The organism is Variovorax sp. EBFNA2 (genome assembly GCF_033802765.1).
GTDB lineage: Bacteria > Pseudomonadota > Gammaproteobacteria > Burkholderiales > Burkholderiaceae_C > Variovorax > Variovorax paradoxus_H.
Window position 1 is genome coordinate 4,423,236 of sequence record NZ_CP138496.1, and the last position, 17,923, is coordinate 4,441,158.

The 17,923-nt window shown below is 64.6% G+C and carries 10 protein-coding genes; 5 read left to right on the forward strand and 5 right to left on the reverse strand.

Annotated elements, in window-relative coordinates:
• Positions 1 to 2: 2 nt before the first annotated feature.
• The 5 genes from RZE79_RS20835 to pmbA all read right to left on the reverse strand — a co-directional run bounded on the left by RZE79_RS20835 (position 3) and on the right by pmbA (position 5,526).
• Complete coding sequence (locus tag RZE79_RS20835) at positions 3 to 815, reverse strand: carbohydrate ABC transporter permease (protein ID WP_319361238.1); 813 nt, start codon at positions 813 to 815, stop codon at positions 3 to 5.
• A gap of 11 nt (positions 816 to 826) precedes the next feature.
• On the reverse strand, positions 827 to 1,696 hold the full coding sequence (locus RZE79_RS20840; RefSeq protein WP_153283014.1) for a carbohydrate ABC transporter permease: 870 nt from the start codon (positions 1,694 to 1,696) through the stop codon (positions 827 to 829).
• A gap of 2 nt (positions 1,697 to 1,698) precedes the next feature.
• On the reverse strand, positions 1,699 to 2,970 hold the full coding sequence (locus RZE79_RS20845; RefSeq protein WP_153283013.1) for a sugar ABC transporter substrate-binding protein: 1,272 nt from the start codon (positions 2,968 to 2,970) through the stop codon (positions 1,699 to 1,701).
• A 175-nt stretch (positions 2,971 to 3,145) separates the two neighbouring features.
• Positions 3,146 to 4,090 carry an AraC family transcriptional regulator gene (locus RZE79_RS20850; protein ID WP_319356630.1) on the reverse strand — a complete coding sequence of 315 codons (945 nt, stop codon included), beginning with the start codon at positions 4,088 to 4,090 and terminating at the stop codon, positions 3,146 to 3,148.
• Between the two features lie 65 nt (positions 4,091 to 4,155).
• Positions 4,156 to 5,526, reverse strand: a complete 1,371-nt coding sequence (gene pmbA, locus RZE79_RS20855) for a metalloprotease PmbA (RefSeq protein ID WP_319356632.1) — start codon at positions 5,524 to 5,526, stop codon at positions 4,156 to 4,158.
• Positions 5,527 to 5,624: 98 nt separating this feature from the next.
• Here pmbA and yjgA point away from each other — a divergent pair, with 98 nt between their 5' ends.
• The 5 genes from yjgA to RZE79_RS20880 all read left to right on the forward strand — a co-directional run bounded on the left by yjgA (position 5,625) and on the right by RZE79_RS20880 (position 17,922).
• Positions 5,625 to 6,284 carry a ribosome biogenesis factor YjgA gene (gene yjgA / locus RZE79_RS20860; protein WP_319356634.1) on the forward strand — a complete coding sequence of 220 codons (660 nt, stop codon included), beginning with the start codon at positions 5,625 to 5,627 and terminating at the stop codon, positions 6,282 to 6,284.
• Positions 6,285 to 6,426: 142 nt separating this feature from the next.
• Complete coding sequence (gene mog, locus RZE79_RS20865) at positions 6,427 to 7,017, forward strand: molybdopterin adenylyltransferase (protein WP_319356636.1); 591 nt, start codon at positions 6,427 to 6,429, stop codon at positions 7,015 to 7,017.
• Positions 7,018 to 7,156: 139 nt separating this feature from the next.
• On the forward strand, positions 7,157 to 7,651 hold the full coding sequence (locus RZE79_RS20870) for a hypothetical protein (RefSeq protein WP_319356638.1): 495 nt from the start codon (positions 7,157 to 7,159) through the stop codon (positions 7,649 to 7,651).
• Between the two features lie 135 nt (positions 7,652 to 7,786).
• On the forward strand, positions 7,787 to 12,331 hold the full coding sequence (locus tag RZE79_RS20875) for an Ig-like domain-containing protein (protein WP_319356640.1): 4,545 nt from the start codon (positions 7,787 to 7,789) through the stop codon (positions 12,329 to 12,331).
• 281 nt (positions 12,332 to 12,612) lie between these two features.
• Entirely contained in the window at positions 12,613 to 17,922 is a 5,310-nt protein-coding gene (locus tag RZE79_RS20880; RefSeq protein ID WP_319356641.1) for an Ig-like domain-containing protein, read from the forward strand.
• Position 17,923 lies beyond the last annotated feature (1 nt).

Genomic DNA, 17,923 nt, shown 5'->3' on the forward strand with positions numbered 1-17,923 from the left:
GCTCATGCGGCCTCCCGCTTGCGCTTGAACGCGGCATTGAGAAAGCCGCTCAGCACGCCCACCATGAGCAGCGGCGGCAGCGACAGCAAGATGACCGAGGCATTCAAGATGCCCCACGGCACATCGCGCCCGAGCTGGCTGAGTTCCGACGCCACGATGGGCAGCGTCTTGGCCTCCGAGGTGGTGAGCATCAGCGCGATGAGGAACTCGTTCCACACCAGCACGAAGCCGAAGGCGATGGCACCCACGAGCGAACGCGCGGCAATCGGCAGCGCGATGCGAAAGAAGATCGCGTAGGGCCCGTAGCCGTCGACGCGGCCCGCTTCTTCCACTTCCTTCGGCACCGCCTTGAAGGCCGGAATGGCAAGCCATATCACGGTCGAGAGCGTGAGCAGCGTGTACGTGGCGATGAGCGCGACGCGCGTGTCGTACAGCTCCAGCTGCAGCCAGATCACCATGAGCGGAATCGCCACGGCCACCGGCGGGAGGAAGCGCATCGACAGCACGAAGAACTGGATGTCGTTGCCCCAGCGCAGCGGGTAGCGCGCCAGCGCGTAGGCCGCAGGCAGGCCCAGCAAGGCACCGATGATCACGGCCGCGCCGACCACCACGATCGAGTTGACGAGCCCCGCGCCCACGGCCTCGCGGTTCAGCACGTAGAGGTAGTTGTCGAGCGTGGGCGTGAAAAAGAACTTCGGCACCGACGAGACGATGTCGACCCGGTTCTTGAACGAATTGAGAAAGGTCCAGAGCACAGGCACGAGCGCCGAAAGTCCCGCTGCGATGAGCGCCAGCCGCGCCAGCAAGGTTCCGATGGCAAAGTTCTTCATGACGGCTTGGTCCATTTCCAGATGTAGGTGAACGCGACCGTGGAGGCGACCATCATCAGCACCGCCATGCTCGACGCGTACGAGATGCGGCCCGACTCGATGAAGCCCTGCGAAAAGGCGTACATGTCGAGCGTCTCGGTCGAGATGCCGGGGCCGCCGCGCGTCATCACGTAGATGAGGTCGAAGGCGCGCAGCGACTCGACCATCTTCACGAAGGTCAGGCTGATGAGCGGCGCCTTGAGCATCGGCAACGCCACGTAGGCGTACACCTCCCACGTTGTCGCGTGGTCCAGGCGCGCGGCCTCGAAGGGCTGCGGCGGCAGGGTCTCGAGCAGCTTCAGCACGATGACGGCGAAGAACAGCCCCCACTGCCACACATCGACGAAGGCCACCGTCAGCAGCGCCAGCACCGGGTCGGCGAACAGGTCGAGCGGCTCGCCGGTGATCGCCTTGTACGGCCAGGTCACGAGGCCGAACAGCGGATGGAAGGCGAACTTCCAGACGAAGGCGGCCGACACGCGCGGCAGCAGCACCGGCACGATGAACAGCATCGACAGCACCTGGCGCCAGCGCGGCGTGGTGCAGCGGTGCATCAGCGTGCCCATGAGCACGGCCAGCGCCATGGTGGCGCTGACGGTCAGCACCTCCCACACCAGCGACACGCGCACCGAGTTCAGAAAGCGCCGGTCGGAGAACAGCTGCACGTAGTTGCTGAACCAGACCCAGCCGGTGTCGGCCTGGCCCAGCTCGCGGTCCTGCAGCGAGATGGCGATGGCGAACACCGTCGGCACCAGCGCCAGGACGGCCAGCACGAGCAGCCCCGGCCCGATGAACACGGCCGGCAGCCGTGTGGTGTGGGAACGCATGCTCACTTCTTGCGACGCGCGATCAGCTGCTTGGCGTAGGCGTCGAGTTCGTCGAGCCCGCCCTGGATGTCGGTGCGCGAGCCGGTGATCAGCTCTTCAAGAATGATCCCCCAGCGGTCGCCCAGGTCGGGCCAGGCCGGGTCTTGCCAGAAGTTCACCGCCGTCACCTTGCCGGTGTCGGCCAGCGCCTTGCCCAGGTCGGCGCCGTAGCGCTGGGCGAACTCGGGGCTGCCGAGCACGCTGGTGCGATTGAGTTCGCCGAACTGGCCTTCCGCCAGGCGGCGCCGCTCGTTCTCCTTGGACGTGGCCCAGGCAATGAACAGGCCCGCGCACTTCTTGGCGTCTTCGGTCTTGTTGGCGCGCGCGCCGATGGCCAGGCCGTGGCCGTAGCCGCCACCCGTGAGCGGCGCGGGCGGCACGGCGTAGGCGATCTTGCCGACCACCGTGGACATCTTCGGGTCGAGCGCGTTGCCCGCGAGCGGCGTGGATTCGACCAGGATCGCGACCTTGCCGGCCAGGAAGGCGCCGGTCGATTCGTCCCATCCGCCGGTCTTGGTGCCGGGCGCGGAGTACTTGAAGAGATCGAGGTAGGTCTGCGTCGCCTTCACGGCGGCGGGCGAGTTGAAGACCGGCTTGTCGCCGTCGAACCACTGGCCGCCGTAGCCGCGGAAGAACGGCATCCAGCGCCACACGTTGGCACCCGAGCCGCGCTGGCCGCGCAGGGCCACGCCATAGATGCCGTTGGCCGGGTCGTTGAGCTTCTTGACGGCGGCCACGAACTCGTCGAGCGTGGCGGGCGGCTTGATGCCCGCCTTCTCGAGCAAATCCTTGCGATAGACCATGAGGTCGCCGCCGCCGGTGAGCGGCGCGAACCAGGTCTGGCCGGCGAAGGTTGCGACCTTCTGGCGGCCGGCGTCGAAATCGGCGTAGTCGTAGCTGGCCGGGTAGTACGGCGTGAGCGGCACGATCCACTTCGACTGGACGAACTGCGCCACGTTGGCCTCGTCGACGTAGTACACGTGGTACTTGCCGACCGTGGACGCATCGGCGCGCGACTTGGCGCGGCGGTCGTTCTCGTTGAGGTTGTCCACGCTGAACGAGGCTCCGCTCAGGCGCTTGAACTCGTCCTTCGATTTCTCGAGCAGCGTCAGGCCTTCGCGCGGCTGCGACAGGACGCGCACGTCCTCCTTGCAGACCTGGGCCAACGCGGCGGGCGCCAGCGTGGCGAGCGCCAGCGCGAGGCCGGCCAGACGGTACGTGGGGGGAAGCGGCATGTCGTGTCTCCTTCGTTGTCGGTGCAAATTGCCAACGAAATGTCGACAAATGCAGCGAAACGAAGGTTAGGCGGCCGCTCCGGGGGGCTGCGTACACGCCCACCGGGCGCCTGATACTTTGATGCCAAGCCCTCTCGGGGTTTCGCCCGAGAGGCAAACCCGTATCAGAGCAGGGTCAGGCGGCCAGCGGGGTGTTCTGCGCGCTGCGCAGGCCGAAGCGGTCCTGCGCCTGCTGCCGATAAGCCGAGGGCGTCATGCCCTTGAGCTGCAGGAAGCGGCGATTGAAGTTGGCCAGGTTCGCAAACCCCACCTCGTAGCAGATCTCGCTGACCAGACGGTCGGACACCTGCAGCATCTCGCAGGCCTTCGTGATGCGCAGCCGCGTGACGAAGTCGGTGAAGGTGCTGCCCATGTGCTTGTGGAAGTAGCGCGAGAAGCTGCTTTCGGCCATGTTGGCAATGGCGGACACGGCGGGCAGCGACAGCTCTTCGGCCAGGTGCGCGTGCAAATGGTCGAGCACGCGGCGCATGCGGGTGTTGGCCGTGGGGTCTTCGTCGGTGGGCTCGGCGTTGCTGGAAATCTGGCGCCAGTCGCTCCAGTTCGCGAGTTCGTGCAGCAGGCCGATGAACTCCGACAGCCGCGCCATGCCCTCCTGCTTCTGCACGCGCACGAAGCGCTCGCGCACGAGGTCGCCGATGCCGAAGAACTCGATGCCCAGCCTGGCGCGATCGAGCATCGGCAGCACCGCTTCGAGTTCGGGGAACAGGTCGACACCCTTGCGCAGCGGTTCGTCGCGAAAGTGGATCACCATGCTGCGGTGGGGCACGCCTTCGGGCGGCACGTCGTGCGAGATCCAGGTGTGGGGCAGACGCCCGCCCACCAGGGCCACATAGCCGGGCTCGAAATGGCCGATGTGGTTGCCCACGAACGCATCGCCGCTGGTGCGGTTGATGCACTGCAGCTCGAACTCGTCGTGGTAGTGCCAGCAGTCGAAAGGCCAGGGCACGCCGTGCTGCAGGCAGCGCACCGAGCTCTGGCTCGCCGGCTCGAAGCCCAGGCGCGGGTCGCGCAAGAGTTCGTGTTCGAGGGCCGGCTTGCGCACGGCGCTGGTTTTGCTCATTTCCTGTCCCCCCTGTCTTTGAAATCGGAGGTCGTCGAGCCAGCGCCGTGCCGGGGCGGCGCCTGTCAGGCGCCGGCCACCTTCATGCGGTTGACCAGGATCGACCCCGTGGTTTTTGCGCCGAAAGTGTAAGCATCTGCGCCAATCGCCTCGATTCCCATCAGCATGTCGCGCAAATTGCCGGCAATTGTGATTTCTTCCACTGGAAAGGCGATGCGGCCTTTTTCGACCCAGAAACCGCTCGCGCCGCGCGAGTAGTCGCCGGTCACGTAGTTCACGCCCTGCCCCATCAGCTCGATGACGAACAGGCCCGTGCCCAGCTTGGCCAGCATGGCGTCGAGGTCGTCGCCGTGCTTCGTGAGGCGCGAGCTCAGCGTCAGGTTGTGCGAGCCGCCGGCATTGCCGGTGGTCTTCATGCCCAGCTTGCGTGCCGAGTAGGTCGAGAGAAAGTAGCCTTCGAGGCGCCCGGCATCGACCACCTTGCGCGCGCGGGTGACCACGCCTTCGTCGTCGAACGGCGAGCTGCCCTTGCCACGCATCACGTGCGGGTCTTCGGCAATGTCGACGTGTTTGGGCAGCACGGGCTTGCCCAGCGAATCGAGCAGGAAGGTGCTCTTGCGGTACAGCGCCCCGCCGCTCACGGCCTGCACCAGCCCGCCCAGCAGGCCCACGGCCAGCGGCGACTCGAACAGCACCGGGCATTCGACCGTCTTGATCTTGCGCGACTTGAGGCGGCTCAGCGCCCGTTCTGCGGCGTAGCGGCCCACGGCCTGCGGGCTGGCGAGTTCGTCGGCCGAGCGCATCGAGCTGTACCAGGCGTCGCGCTGCATGCCGTCGCCCTTGCCGGCGATGGGCGCCACCGAAATCGAGTGCCGCGAGCTGGCGTAGCCGCCGCGGAAGCCGTGCGTGTGGGCGCTGAAGAAATGGCTCTGCTGCGCCGAAACGCCCGCGCCTTCGCTGTTGGTGATGCGCTTGTCGGTCGACAGCGCCGCCGCCTCGCACTCCAGCGCCATGGCCGCGGCCTGCTCGCTGGTCACATCCCAGGGGTGGAACAGGTCGAGTTCGGGGTGGACCTTGGCGATGTCGGCTTCGTCGGGCAGGCCGCTCACCGGGTCTTCGGCCGTGAAACGGGCGATGTCGAAGGCGGCTGCCGCGGTCTGCTGGATGGCCGCCTCGGAGAAGTCGGAGGTGCTGGCGTTGCCGCGGCGGTGGCCCACGTAGACCGTGATGCCCAGCGACTTGTCGCGGTTGCGCTCGACGTTCTCGAGTTCGCCCTTGCGCACCGAGACGCTCAGGCCGCAGCCCTCGGAGGCCTCGGCGCCGGCGTCGGTGGCCCCGAGCTTTTTGGCGTGGGCCAGGGCCGAATCGACCAGGTTTTCGAAGAAGGAACGGCTGTAGGCGAAGCCAGAATCGGCGCGCGAGGAGGATGTCGTCATGTGGTGGCTATGATACTTGCGCCCCCTGTTTCACGTTTTCCCTTCCGCGCCCCCTGTGCGCGTTGCAGCGCCGCACGGCGCAGCCCAGAATCCACCCCATGTCCCGCAAACCCAAAAAAGGCTATTTCGTCCGTGGCCACTTCGTTGCCGAAGGCAGCGAACTCGACCTGGAGCTCAAGCGCGAGCTCAAGGGCGGCACCGACGAAGCCAGCCGTACCGAACTCAAGCGCGAGAGCGCCGAACTGCAGAAGCTGGGCGAAGAATTGCTCACCCTGCGCGCCGGCCTGTTCGACGCCCTCCCGCTGAGCGAAAAACTGGTCGATGCCATCGCCGAGGCGAAACGCATCACCAATTTCGAGGGCAAGCGCCGCCAGATGCAGTTCATCGGCAAGCTCATGCGCGCCCTCGACCCCGAGGTGCTCGACGCCGTGAAGCAGGCGCTGGCCGAGCAAAGCACCGTGCCGGCCGCCGAAGCCGCCGCGCTGCACGAGGCCGAGCGCTGGCGCGAACGCCTCATCGCCGACGACGACGCCCTCGGCGGCTGGATCGAAACCCACCCCGCCACCGACTCGCAGCAGCTGCGCGCTCTCGTGCGCCAGGCCCGCAAGGACCTGAAGTCCGGCCCCGCCGGCGAAGCGCCGCGCCAGGGCAAGGCGTATCGCGAGATCTTTCAGCTTGTGCGTGCGCAGCTGGCGGTGCATGGCGGCGCCGACCACGCCGAAGCGGCTGCGGCGCAAGACCGCGAAGAAGACGCATGAGCCCGCGGCCTCTGCCTTTCTCCCTCCCCTCCCGGGGGAGGGCCGGGGTGGGGGCACGGCGGCTTTCGAACCTCCATGGCGTCATTGGCGCCGCATGCCCCCATCCCAACCTTCCCCCAGCGGGGGAAGGAGCAAGAACACCATGAGCGCACCTGACTCCGTCCGCATCGGCATCGTCTCCATCAGCGACCGCGCCTCCAGCGGCACCTACGAAGACAAGGGCCTGCCCGCTTTGAAAGAATGGCTGGGCCGGGCGCTGAAGAACCCGCTCGAATTCGAAGCCCGCCTGATCCCCGACGAAACCTCGCGCATCAGCGCCACGCTCATCGAACTGGTCGACGCCGGCTGCTCGCTCGTGCTCACCACCGGCGGCACCGGCCCCGCGCTGCGCGACGTGACGCCCGAAGCCACGCTGGCCGTGGCCCACAAGGAAATGCCCGGCTTCGGCGAACAGATGCGCCAGATCAGCCTGCGCTTCGTGCCGACCGCCATCCTCTCGCGGCAGGTGGCCGTCATTCGCGACCAGAGCCTCATCCTCAACCTGCCGGGCCAGCCCAAGTCGATCGCCGAGACGCTCGAAGGGCTGAAGGACGCCGACGGCACGCAGATCGTCCCCGGCATCTTCGCCGCCGTGCCCTACTGCATCGACCTGATCGGCGGGCCGTACCTCGAGACCGACGACACGGTCTGCAAGGCCTTCCGGCCCAAGTCGGCCGTTCGCGCCGCGCGCTGAGGCGGCACCGCCCGCCTCGCAAAAACGAGCAGCACGGCGCCTTGAGCGCCTTGAGCGCCTTGAGCGCCTTGAGCGCCTTGAGCGCCTTGCGTGACCTTGCGTGACCTGCGTGACCTGCGTTGTGCCATCGCGTACGACTTTGTCCTCACTCGCAGGCAACGACACCTTCACCAACGTCGGCACTGCAGACGTGGTGCATGGCGGTTCCGGCGATGACGCCATCCGCATCCACAGCGGCGACTTCGCAAGCCTCGACGGCGGCCTGGGCATCGACACGCTGGTGATGGACGGCAAGTCGATGCACATCGACCTGTCGGCCCTGGGCATGAAGGTGCAGGGCTTCGAGAAGTTCGACCTCGGCGCGGGCGGCAACACGCTGGCGCTGAGCGCGAGCGACGTGCTGGCCGGCGGTGTGCGCGACATGGTCATGGCCGACGGCAAGGTGCAGATGCTGGTCAACGGCGCCAACGGCGATGTCGACCTGCTCGGCGGCGGCGACGGTTGGACCCAGGGCAGCAACACCAATGTCGGCGGCGCGCCCTCGCGCACGACGAACGCAGGCTTCGGTGTTCTATGTGCCGTAGCCAATGGCTTTGTTTGCACTTTCAACGCCCCTCTGTTCCTTCATGCCTGACTTTCAGACTCGTCCCATGGCTTCGCCTGGCGGCTCTTCCTAGAGTGCCCGATCCCCCAGACCGCTTGATCGAACCGCGTGCGTTCATGTGTCGTCCGGCCTCCTGTCCCCGTCCAGAGCAGAGAAATTACATCCATGGCATCAGAGAAAACCACCATCGCCGTCGACGACACGAACATCGGTCGCGCAGCGAGTGCGGGCATGTCGACGTTCACGGTGCAGCCGCCCGTATTGGACGGGGCCTTCGACAACGCCGGTGACATCCAGGGCAACCTTGCACCCGGCAGCATCACCGACGACCGCCAACCCGAATTCCACGGCCAGGGCACGCCCGGCGACACCATCGTCATCCAGGACAACGGCACCGAGATCGGCAAGGCCAGGGTCGGTGCAAGCGGCCTGTGGAGCTTCACCCCGTCGACCGACATGGGCGAAGGGCTTCACGCCATCACCCTCATCGCGCGCGATGCCTCCGGCAACGAGAGCGCCCCTTCCGCCCCGTTCAACTTCGAGATCGACGTCACCCCGCCCGACGCCAGCCAGCTGGCCATCACCGGCGTGCTGGACACCGTGGGCGGCATCACCGGCAACATCACGTCCGGTGCAGCCACCGACGACGCGCGTCCGCTGATCAGCGGCACCAGCTCCGGCGTGCCCGGCCACACCGTCATCGTGAGGGTCAGGGACGCGTCGGGTGAACGCGAACTGGGCCGCGCCGTCATCGGCGAGCACGGCAACTGGACGCTGCAGGTCGACGTCCCGCTGGCCTCCGGCCAGAACATGCTGCGGGTCTACGAAGTGGACGTCGCCGGCAACGAGACCGCACTGACCGCGCCGTACCGCGTGACCGTGAACACCGAAAAGCCGGCCGCTCCCGTCATCGAGAGCGTGTTCGACGACGTGGGCACGCCGCACATGCTGCTGCCGGGCGAAGTGACCGACGACGCCAGGCCCACCCTCTCGGGCACCGCGCCGGCGAAGCACACCGTCCAGCTCTACGACGGCGCCACCTACCTTGGCGAGACCGTCGCCGACGCCCGAGGCAACTGGAGCTTCACCCCCACCGTCGCGCTGCCCGAAGGCCCGCACAACATCACCGCCACGGCCACCGACAAGATCGGCAACGTGAGCGAGCCCTCGGGCCCGTTCCCGCTGACCACCGACTACACGGCGCCCGCCGCGTCGGACGCGGTACTGAGCGACAACGTCGGTCCGGTGCAAGGGCCCATTGCCCACGGCTCCGTCACCGATGACAGCACGCCGACCTATGCAGGCAACGCCGAGCCGAACACGACCGTCGTCGTCTACGACCACGGCAAGGAAATCGGTCGCACGCAAACCAATGGTGCGGGCGACTGGACATTCACGCCCACCGTGCCGCTGACCATCGGCCAGCACAGCTTCAGCCACACGGTCGTCGACGAAGCCGGCAACAGCAGCGCGCCCTCCAAGGTGATCGACTTCAGCATGAACGACAGCGGCGATGACCACGCCAGCCTGGCTGAAAGCAAGAAGTCGATCAGCGTGACCTTCATTGCCGACATCTCCAACAGCATGGCGGGGGCCAAGAGCGCCAACCAGGTCCAGTCGATGAAGGCGCTCGCCGAGGCGTACGCCAAGATGAACGTGCCGGCCACGTTCAGCCTGATCGCCTTCGGCAACAGCGCCACCCACAAGGGCACCTTCACGTTCACGGGCGACAAGGACCCGAACTACGCCAAGCTGATCGCGGCGATCAACTCGACGGTCTCCGCCTACCAGAACACGAACTTCGACAACGCGCTGACCCTGGCAAGCCAGCTCATCAAGGCCGAGTACGCCGCCGCGGGCAACAACCCCTTCAAGATGAAGCAGGTGTTCTTCCTGTCGGATGGCTACCCCTACCCCTACGCCACCAGCGCCGCAACGCTGAAGCAGTGGCAGGCCCTGATGGACGACCCGGACGGAAAGTCGGTGACGTCGAACCCGATCGAGGTCACCACCGTGGCCATCGGCGCGAGTGCCGGCCTGCCCGCCCTGAACCAGGTCTCGACCAGCGGAACGACGGTGGCCGTCGCCAATCCGGCCGATCTGAAGGACGCGGTGATCGACCAGATGTTCGTGTCCTGGGCCTACGGCAGCCTGCTGAAGAACGACACCCAGGTGGTCATGGACGCCAAAGCGAAGATCAGCCAGTTCACCGTGGGCAACGAGGTGTTCCGCATCACCGCCGCGGACCAGCTGGCGGTGGACAACGCCAGCGGCAAGGTCGGCGCAACCTACGACAAGGCGTCGGGCGTGCTCACGCTGAAGACCGACGCGGGACAGCTCACCGTGTTCATGAAGAGCACGATCGGCCACAGCGCCGGCGACTACATCTTCCGCGCGTACGCCAGTGACAACGACGAGCTGACCCTGGGCGGCAGCATCGAGCACGTGTTCGGCTACACGGCCGTCAACAGCAAGGGCGAAAGCCAGACCTCCAAGCTGTACATCACCGACAAGCTGCCGCAGGTCGGCACAGACTCGGTGACCGTCACCCAGATGGGCAAGGACGAGGGCGTGGCCGGAAACTACGTCACGGCAGACAACAGCGGCGGCCGCCTCATTGCCGGCACCCTCAAGGCTGCGCTGGCCGACGGCCTGTCGCTGCAGGTGTCGACCGACGGCGGCGCCAGCTGGCACAACGCGGCGCTGAACGGCGGGAACTGGGCCTTCGTCGACACGCAGGCACACCCCGGCGACTGGAAGATCCAGACCCGTGTCGTCGACGACAAGGGCAACAACAGCGGCGTTCTGACCACCCAGGACGTGGCCTGGGTCTCCGCCGCGGCAGCACCGACCATCGTGCGCATCGCGGAGGCCGAAGGCGTCTACACCACCACCAAGGCGCAAGACGGCTCGCAGGTGCTGCTGTCGCTCGCCGGCACGGGCGCGAAGGTCGGCGACAAGGTGCACGTCCAGTGGGGCGCGAGCACCTACGACCAGGTGCTGACGCAGGCGGACATCACCAACGGCACGGCCACGCTCAAGGTTCCTTCGAGCGTGACCTACTCGTACCAGGGCGCGGCCAAGGACTTCGCGGTCACCGCACAGATCATCGGCAAGGACGGCGCGCTCGGCGCGGTGTCCCAGCCGTACAACGTGGTGGGCACCTTCACCACCACGATGGTGGGCGATACCCTGCAGAAGGCCCCCGTGGGCGACGTGTACACCGGCACCGGCTTCAAGGTCACGACCTCCGGCACACTGGCCAAGACGGCCGTGACCACGACCACGCTGGCCGGGCTGACCCTGAGCGATGGCGCACAAGCCAACGCCCTGTTCACCCTGGACAAGCCCGCGAACTACGTCTCGCTGCGCCTGACCGGCATCGACAACGCCACGGGTGCCCGGATCCAGGTGTTCGACGTCAAGGGCAACCTGATCCACACCGCGGACTTCATCGGCGGCACCGACGCGCGCCACACCAAGACCTTCACCTACACCTCGGCGGCGCTGGTGGACATCGGCTCGTTCAAGGTCGTCACCCAGAGCCCGAGCGTGACCCTGGACGCGTTCAACCACCGCGTGGTGAACCACGTGGCGGAAACGCGCGACCCGAACCTCATCGAGTACGCACCCGAGACCTTCTACGGCGGCGCGGGCGACGACGTGGTGTCGCTGCAGATCAGCGCGACGACCTACTTCAACCAGGCCATGGCGGCCGTCCATGGCGGCAGCGGCATCGACACGCTGAAGCTCGTGGGCGCCGCGCATGCGCTCAACCTGACCAAGGCCGCGGGCAAGCTGAGTTCCATGGAAGTCATCGACATCACCGGCACGGGCAACAACACCCTGACCCTGTCGCTGGCCGAAGTGCTGAACAACGGCGGCCTCGACCTGTTCCACACGGGCGACAAGAGCCGCGTGCAGATGATGGTCAAGGGCAATGCCGGCGACATCGTCAACCTGAGCGACCTGCTGCCCAACAAGAACGACCAGGGCGACTGGCTCAAGAAGGCCAGCGTCAACGTGCAGGGCGTGGTGTACGACGTGTACCAGTTCTCGACGCTCGCGGCCGAGCTGCTGGTGCAGAAAGGTGTGACCGTCAAGCTCAGCAACGTGGCGCTCAAGGCATTCAGCGTCGACGATGTCGCATCGGATGACGTGCTCGACCATTCGACGCACAGCTACACCGCGGGCGACGACGCACTCATCGCCAGGCTCGGCTTCGCCGACCGCCTGAGCGGCGGTGCCGGCAACGACACCTTCACGAATGTCGGCACGGGCGACCTGGTGTACGGCGGTTCGGGCGACGACGTCATCCATGTCCTCAGCGGCGACTTCGAGCGCGTGGACGGCGGCCTCGGCATCGACACGCTGGTGATGGACGGCAAGGCCATGCACATCGACCTGTCGGCCTTCGGCCTGAAGATTCAGGGCTTCGAGAAGTTCGACCTCGGCGCAGGCGGCAACAAGCTGTCCTTGCATGCGGCCGATGTGCTGGCCGGTGGCGTGCGCGACATGGTCACGGCCGACGGCAAGGTGCAGATGCTGGTGAACGGCGCCAACGGCGACGTCGATCTGCTCGGCGGCAGCGATGGCTGGACCCAAGGCGGCAACACCACGGTGGGCGATGTGACGTACAGCGTCTACACCAACCTCGCCGGCACCGCCGAGCTGCTGGTCGAAGACAAGGTCCACGTGACGATCATGTAAGCCCACTGCCGGCGCGCACCGCGCCAAGTGCCCCCAACGCGACAGCCGCCCCGTGCAGCTGTCGCGTTTTTCGTTTCCTCTTCTTCCTTGTGCAGCCGCAGACGACTTTGTTCACACTTTCAGCACCCGCTTATTCTTTCTTGCATAGCTTTCGGACTCGTCCGATGGTCTGCCACAGCTGTTCTTCCTAGAGTGCTCTATTCCCGAAACCGATTGATCGAGCCGTGCGCATCCGCACGCCGATGCGGTCTTTTTTTCTCCATTCAGAGCACAGAAACTACATGGCTTCCGAGAACACGAACGTCGTTGCCGACGACAAGAACATCGATCACGCAATGCGCACCGGCGCATCGACCTACGCGCCCCTGCCCCCCGCAGCAGGCGGCGTGCTGGACAACGCCGGCGACATCCAGAACGCCCTGGCATCGGGCAGCATCACCGACGACCGCCAGCCCGAATTCCGCGGCCAGGGCACGCCCGGCGACACCATCGTCATCAAGGACAACGGCACCGAAATCGACCGTGCCGAGGTGGACGACAACGGCCAGTGGAGCTTCACGCCCTCGACCGACCTGATCGAAGGCCACCACGCCATCACCCTCGTCGCGCGCGACACGGCCGGCAACCTGAGCGAACCCTCGGCCCCCTTCAACTTCGAGATCGACGTCACCCCGCCCGATGCCAGCAAGCTGGCGATCACGAACGTCATGGATGCCGTGGGCGCCGTCACCGGCCACGTGAGCTCGGGCGGTACCACCGACGACGCACGGCCGCTGCTCAGCGGCATCAGCTCGGGCGTGCCCGGCCACACCGTCGTCGTGATGGTCCGGAACAGCACCGGCACCCACGCGCTGGGTGAAGCCGTCATCGGCGAAAACGGCAACTGGACCTTCCAGGTCGACACCCCCCTGGCCGCAGGCCAGAACACCTTCATGCTGGTCGAGACGGACACCGCGGGCAACGAGACCGTGCCGACCGACCGATACCACGTGAGCGTCAACACCGACAAGCCGACCCCGCCCGTCATCGAGAGCGTGTTCGACGACGTGGGCGCGCCGCACATGCTGCAACCCGGCGAGACCACCAACGACACCAAGCCCACCCTCTCGGGCACTGCACAGGCCAACCACACCGTCAAGTTCTATGACGGCAGCACCTACCTGGGTGAGACGGTGGCCGACGCCAACGGCCAGTGGACCTTCACGCCCAAGTCCGCACTGACCGACGGCGCACACGGCATCACGGCCACGTCCTCCAGCCCGCTGGGCCAGACCAGCGGCGCCAGCGATGCCTGGAATTTCGTGATCGACACCACGCCTCCGACGCAGACCGCCGAGCTCATCGACATCGGCAAGGACAGCGGCTTCAGCGCCGACGACTACCTGACCAATGACGGCAGCGCCGGACGTCTGCTGCACGGCAACCTGTCGGCACCGCTGACCGCGGGCGACACGCTGCAGGTGTCGACCGATGACGGCAAGACCTGGACGACGGCCTTCTTGGCCGATGGCAAGTGGAGCGCGCAGGACGACAACAGCCACACGGGTGACTGGACGGTGCAGATGCGCGTCGTGGACGAGGCGGGCAATGCAGGCGCTGTGGAATCACAGGCGATGACGCTGGACACCGTGGCGCCTGGCGCGCCGACCAAGGTCAGCGTGGTGAATGGCGGTGTGCAGGTTGAATTCAATCCGGCGGATGTGGCTGTGGGACACAAGCTCAGCCTGATTTTGCGTGGTGATCATTTTGACTACGCATTGACTGCGGCTGATATTGCGGCTGGGAAGGTATTTTTTGCAGACCCAACTCAAACTACGGTTGATTTTGAAGGGTTCCCAGTCAATGGGCCTTTTTTGCCATCCATGACTTTTGGGGATTTGACTATTTTTAATCCTGACGGACTGCAACTACGGAACGATGCAGAGGGACATGGTACTGTTGGATTGGAGGGGAGTTATCTGTATGCGTACGCCTCTAGACCGGTGCCGCCTATTACATTCCAGTTTGCAACTGGAAAAGAAGCCTTCTCTTTCAGAATTGCCGACCAAAATACTGGGGGAGTAGTGAAGGTATATGACGTCGCCGGAAAACAAATAGGAAGCGTCAGTTACCCTGCCGCGACCTACGCTGCGCAGTATGCGGATGTATCTTTTACGGCGCCTTCTGGATTGACGATTGGAAAATTTATAGTCGAATGTGATTACGACCCGGGCGGATATTTGGTGGACAACGTAAATTTCGGATCCGCACAACTAACCCAGTCAGATATTTCGGTTGCAATTGTTGATCCCGCCGGAAACACCTCGGACTACAAAGACAGCTCAAGCCTGAACGCTCCCGCACAAGCGCAGACCTTGACCGATGCGTCGGCGGGTACGTTGCACGGTGGCTCCGACAACAACGTGTTCACCGTCACCGACGTCAAGCACCTGGCCGATTCGGCCATTGCAGGCAACGGCGGCCTCGACACGCTCAAGCTCACCGGCGCCAACCAGACGCTCGACCTGACCGGCCTCGGCCACAAGGTCAGTTCCATCGAAACCGTCGACATCACAGGCACGGGCAACAACACGCTCAACCTGTCGCTGGGCGACGTGATGGAAAACGGCGCCGTCGACCAGTTCGTGACGAACGGCCGGGTGCAGATGATGGTCAAGGGCAACGCCGGCGATGCCGTGTCGCTCACCGACCTGCTGCCCAACGGCACCGACCCGGGCGACTGGGTCAAGGGCGCCAACGTGACCATCGACGGCGTGGTGTACGAGGTGTACGCGCACTCGGGCTTCAAGGCCGACCTGCTGGTGCAGCAAGGCGTGACCGTCACGCTGCAGATCACCATCGACCGCGTGATGGACGACGCGGGCGCCATCACCGGCGCCATCGACAAGGGCGGCTTCACCGACGACGCCACCCCGACGCTGCACGGCAAGGCTGCCGCGGGCGGCACCGTGAAGATCTACGACGGCAGCACCTTGCTGGGTTCGGCCGTGGCCGACGCCAGCGGCAGCTGGAGCTACACGCCAGGCACGGCGCTGCGCGACGGCCTGTACTCCCTGAGCGCCACGGTGACGCCGGTGGGCGGCAGCGAGAGCGCCAGGACCGCCGTGTTCAACCTGACTGTGGACACGCAGGCGCCGTTCGCGCCGGTCATCGTGTCGGTGTACGACGACCAAGGCGCCCTGACGGGCAACCTGATCAATGGCACCACCACCGACGACGCTCGTCCCGAATTCAAGGGCAAGGCCGAAGCGGGCAGCACCGTGAACGTGTACGACGGCAGCACCCTGCTGGGCTCAACCGTGGCCGACGCCGGCGGCAACTGGGCTTACACGCCGGGCACGGCGCTGAGCGACGGCGCGCACAGCGTCACCATCACCGCCACGGACAAGGCTGGCAACACCGGCGCGCCGTCGGATGCCTTCAGCTTCACCCTCGCTGTGGCGCCGACCCAGACCGCGACCGTCACCAGCATTGGCAAGGACAGCGGTTTCAAGGACAACGACTTCCTGACGAATGACGGCAGCGCCGGGCGCCTCATTCAGGGAATATTGAGCGAACCGTTGGCAAATGGCCAGTCGGTCCAGATTTCCACCGATGGCGGGAAGACTTGGTCCGCCGTCGTGATTCAGGAAAACGGTGGGTGGTGGTTTGTTGATCCCCATAGCCACACGGACGAGTGGGAGATTCAAACTCGAGTCACAGGATCAAATGGCGCTGAAAACCTGAGCGTGCAAATCGTTGATATGGACGATGTTGCCCCCATGGCACCGACCTCCGTCGTTGCAAATGGCGCTCAAATTACAGTAACTTTTGACGGCAGCACTGCATCATTCGGCGATCGAATTTATTTGATCAATGGAACTTATCGCTTTGAATACACATTGACTGAAGTGGATATTTCCGCGGGTCAAATAATCATCAATCCGCCCATCGACTTCCTCATCGGATACTCCGTAGGAATGGTTGACGCAGCCGGAAACTCTTCTGAACTCCTTAAATCCTTTCCCATAAAATTAACAGAGGATTTTGATACCGATAGTCTTTTGCAGTTTAGAGATGTTGGTGACACGATAGATACAGGGGCGCTGTTGTTAACAAAAAAAGAATTTGGCCCCTACAAATCAATTGCCGATGGAATCTCAGAAAATGCTTGGGCAGCAACGAGGCTACCGGGCTGGGGAATTTCGGGCGTAACAAATGCTTCGCTAAAGGGAATGCAAGCCGAATCCATCGAGTTTGATTGGAAAGACTCTCAATCAATTCAGACTATTATTTTCTATGACATCAATGAAATTGAAATTTTCAGAAAAACCTTTGGCGGAGGAACGCCCGAACAAAACCTTCATGGACACTCTAAATTTACAATGCCGGCCGGAAAATCTTTTGCATCATTTGACGTAAAGCTTGGCCCATTTCCAAACCAGCCATCAGATTGGATTTTAATTGATAACATTCAAATCAATTCAACCCAACCTTCAACCAGTACCCATGCGATCGCAGATATTCAAATCATTGGGGTGGACTCGGACTCCTATTACGGTGGAGCGTCAAGCAACGTTTTCTCCCTCGCCGCTGTGTCCTACCTGTCTGGCAGGACCGCTATCAACGGCAATGGAGGGGTGGACACCCTCAAACTGACTGGCGCCAACCAGACACTGGACCTGACCGCGCTCGCGGGCAAGGTCAGCTCCGTCGAAATCATCGACATCACCGGCACGGGCAACAACACGCTCAAGCTGTCGCTGGCCGAGGTGATGGAAAACGGCGCCAAGGACCAGTTCGTGACCGATGGCCGCGTGCAGATGATGGTCAAGGGCAATGCCGGCGACAAGGTGACGCTGTCGGACGCCCTGCCCAATGGCATCGACCTAGGGGACTGGGTCAAGGGCGCCAACGTCGCCATCAGCGGCGTGGTGTACGAGGTGTACGCACACTCGGGCTTCGGCGCCGAACTGCTGGTGCAGCAAGGCGTGACGGTCACGCTGCAGAACAACGCCGGTGCCGGCACGTTCCACATCAACCCGGAAGCCGAAGCTTTTGTGCTCGACCACGCGACGCAGGCGCACACCGACAGCGACGACCAGATCATCGCCAAGCTCGGCTTCGCCGATCGACTCGAAGGCGGCGCCGGCAACGACACCTTCACCACCGTCGGCACTGCCGACGTGGTGCATGGCGGCTCCGGCAATGACACCATCCGCATCAACAGCGGCGACTTCGAGCGCATCGATGGCGGCCTGGGCATCGACACGCTGGTGATGGATGGCAAGTCGATGCACATCGACCTGTCGGCCCTCGGCATGAAGGTGCAGGGCTTCGAGAAGTTCGACCTGGGTGCCGGCGGCAACACGCTGGCGCTGAGCGCGAGCGACGTGCTGGCTGGTGGTGTTCGCGACATGGTCACCGCCGACGGCAAGGTGCAGATGCTGGTGAACGGCGCCAATGGCGACGTCGATCTGCTCGGCGGCAGCGATGCTTGGACCCAGGGCAGCAACACCACGGTGGGCGATGTGACGTACAGCGTCTACACCAACCTCGCCGGCACCGCCGAGCTGTTGGTCGAGGACAAGGTCCACGTGACGATCCTGTAAG

Coding starts and splice junctions, on each gene's coding strand:
- RZE79_RS20850 (WP_319356630.1), bottom strand. CDS start 4,090: ATGAGCAAAACCAGCGCCGTGCGCAAGCCGGCCCTCGAACACGAACTC.
- mog (WP_319356636.1), top strand. CDS start 6,427: ATGAGCGCACCTGACTCCGTCCGCATCGGCATCGTCTCCATCAGCGAC.
- pmbA (WP_319356632.1), bottom strand. CDS start 5,526: ATGACGACATCCTCCTCGCGCGCCGATTCTGGCTTCGCCTACAGCCGT.
- RZE79_RS20875 (WP_319356640.1), top strand. CDS start 7,787: ATGGCATCAGAGAAAACCACCATCGCCGTCGACGACACGAACATCGGT.
- RZE79_RS20880 (WP_319356641.1), top strand. CDS start 12,613: ATGGCTTCCGAGAACACGAACGTCGTTGCCGACGACAAGAACATCGAT.
- RZE79_RS20840 (WP_153283014.1), bottom strand. CDS start 1,696: ATGCGTTCCCACACCACACGGCTGCCGGCCGTGTTCATCGGGCCGGGG.
- RZE79_RS20845 (WP_153283013.1), bottom strand. CDS start 2,970: ATGCCGCTTCCCCCCACGTACCGTCTGGCCGGCCTCGCGCTGGCGCTC.
- yjgA (WP_319356634.1), top strand. CDS start 5,625: ATGTCCCGCAAACCCAAAAAAGGCTATTTCGTCCGTGGCCACTTCGTT.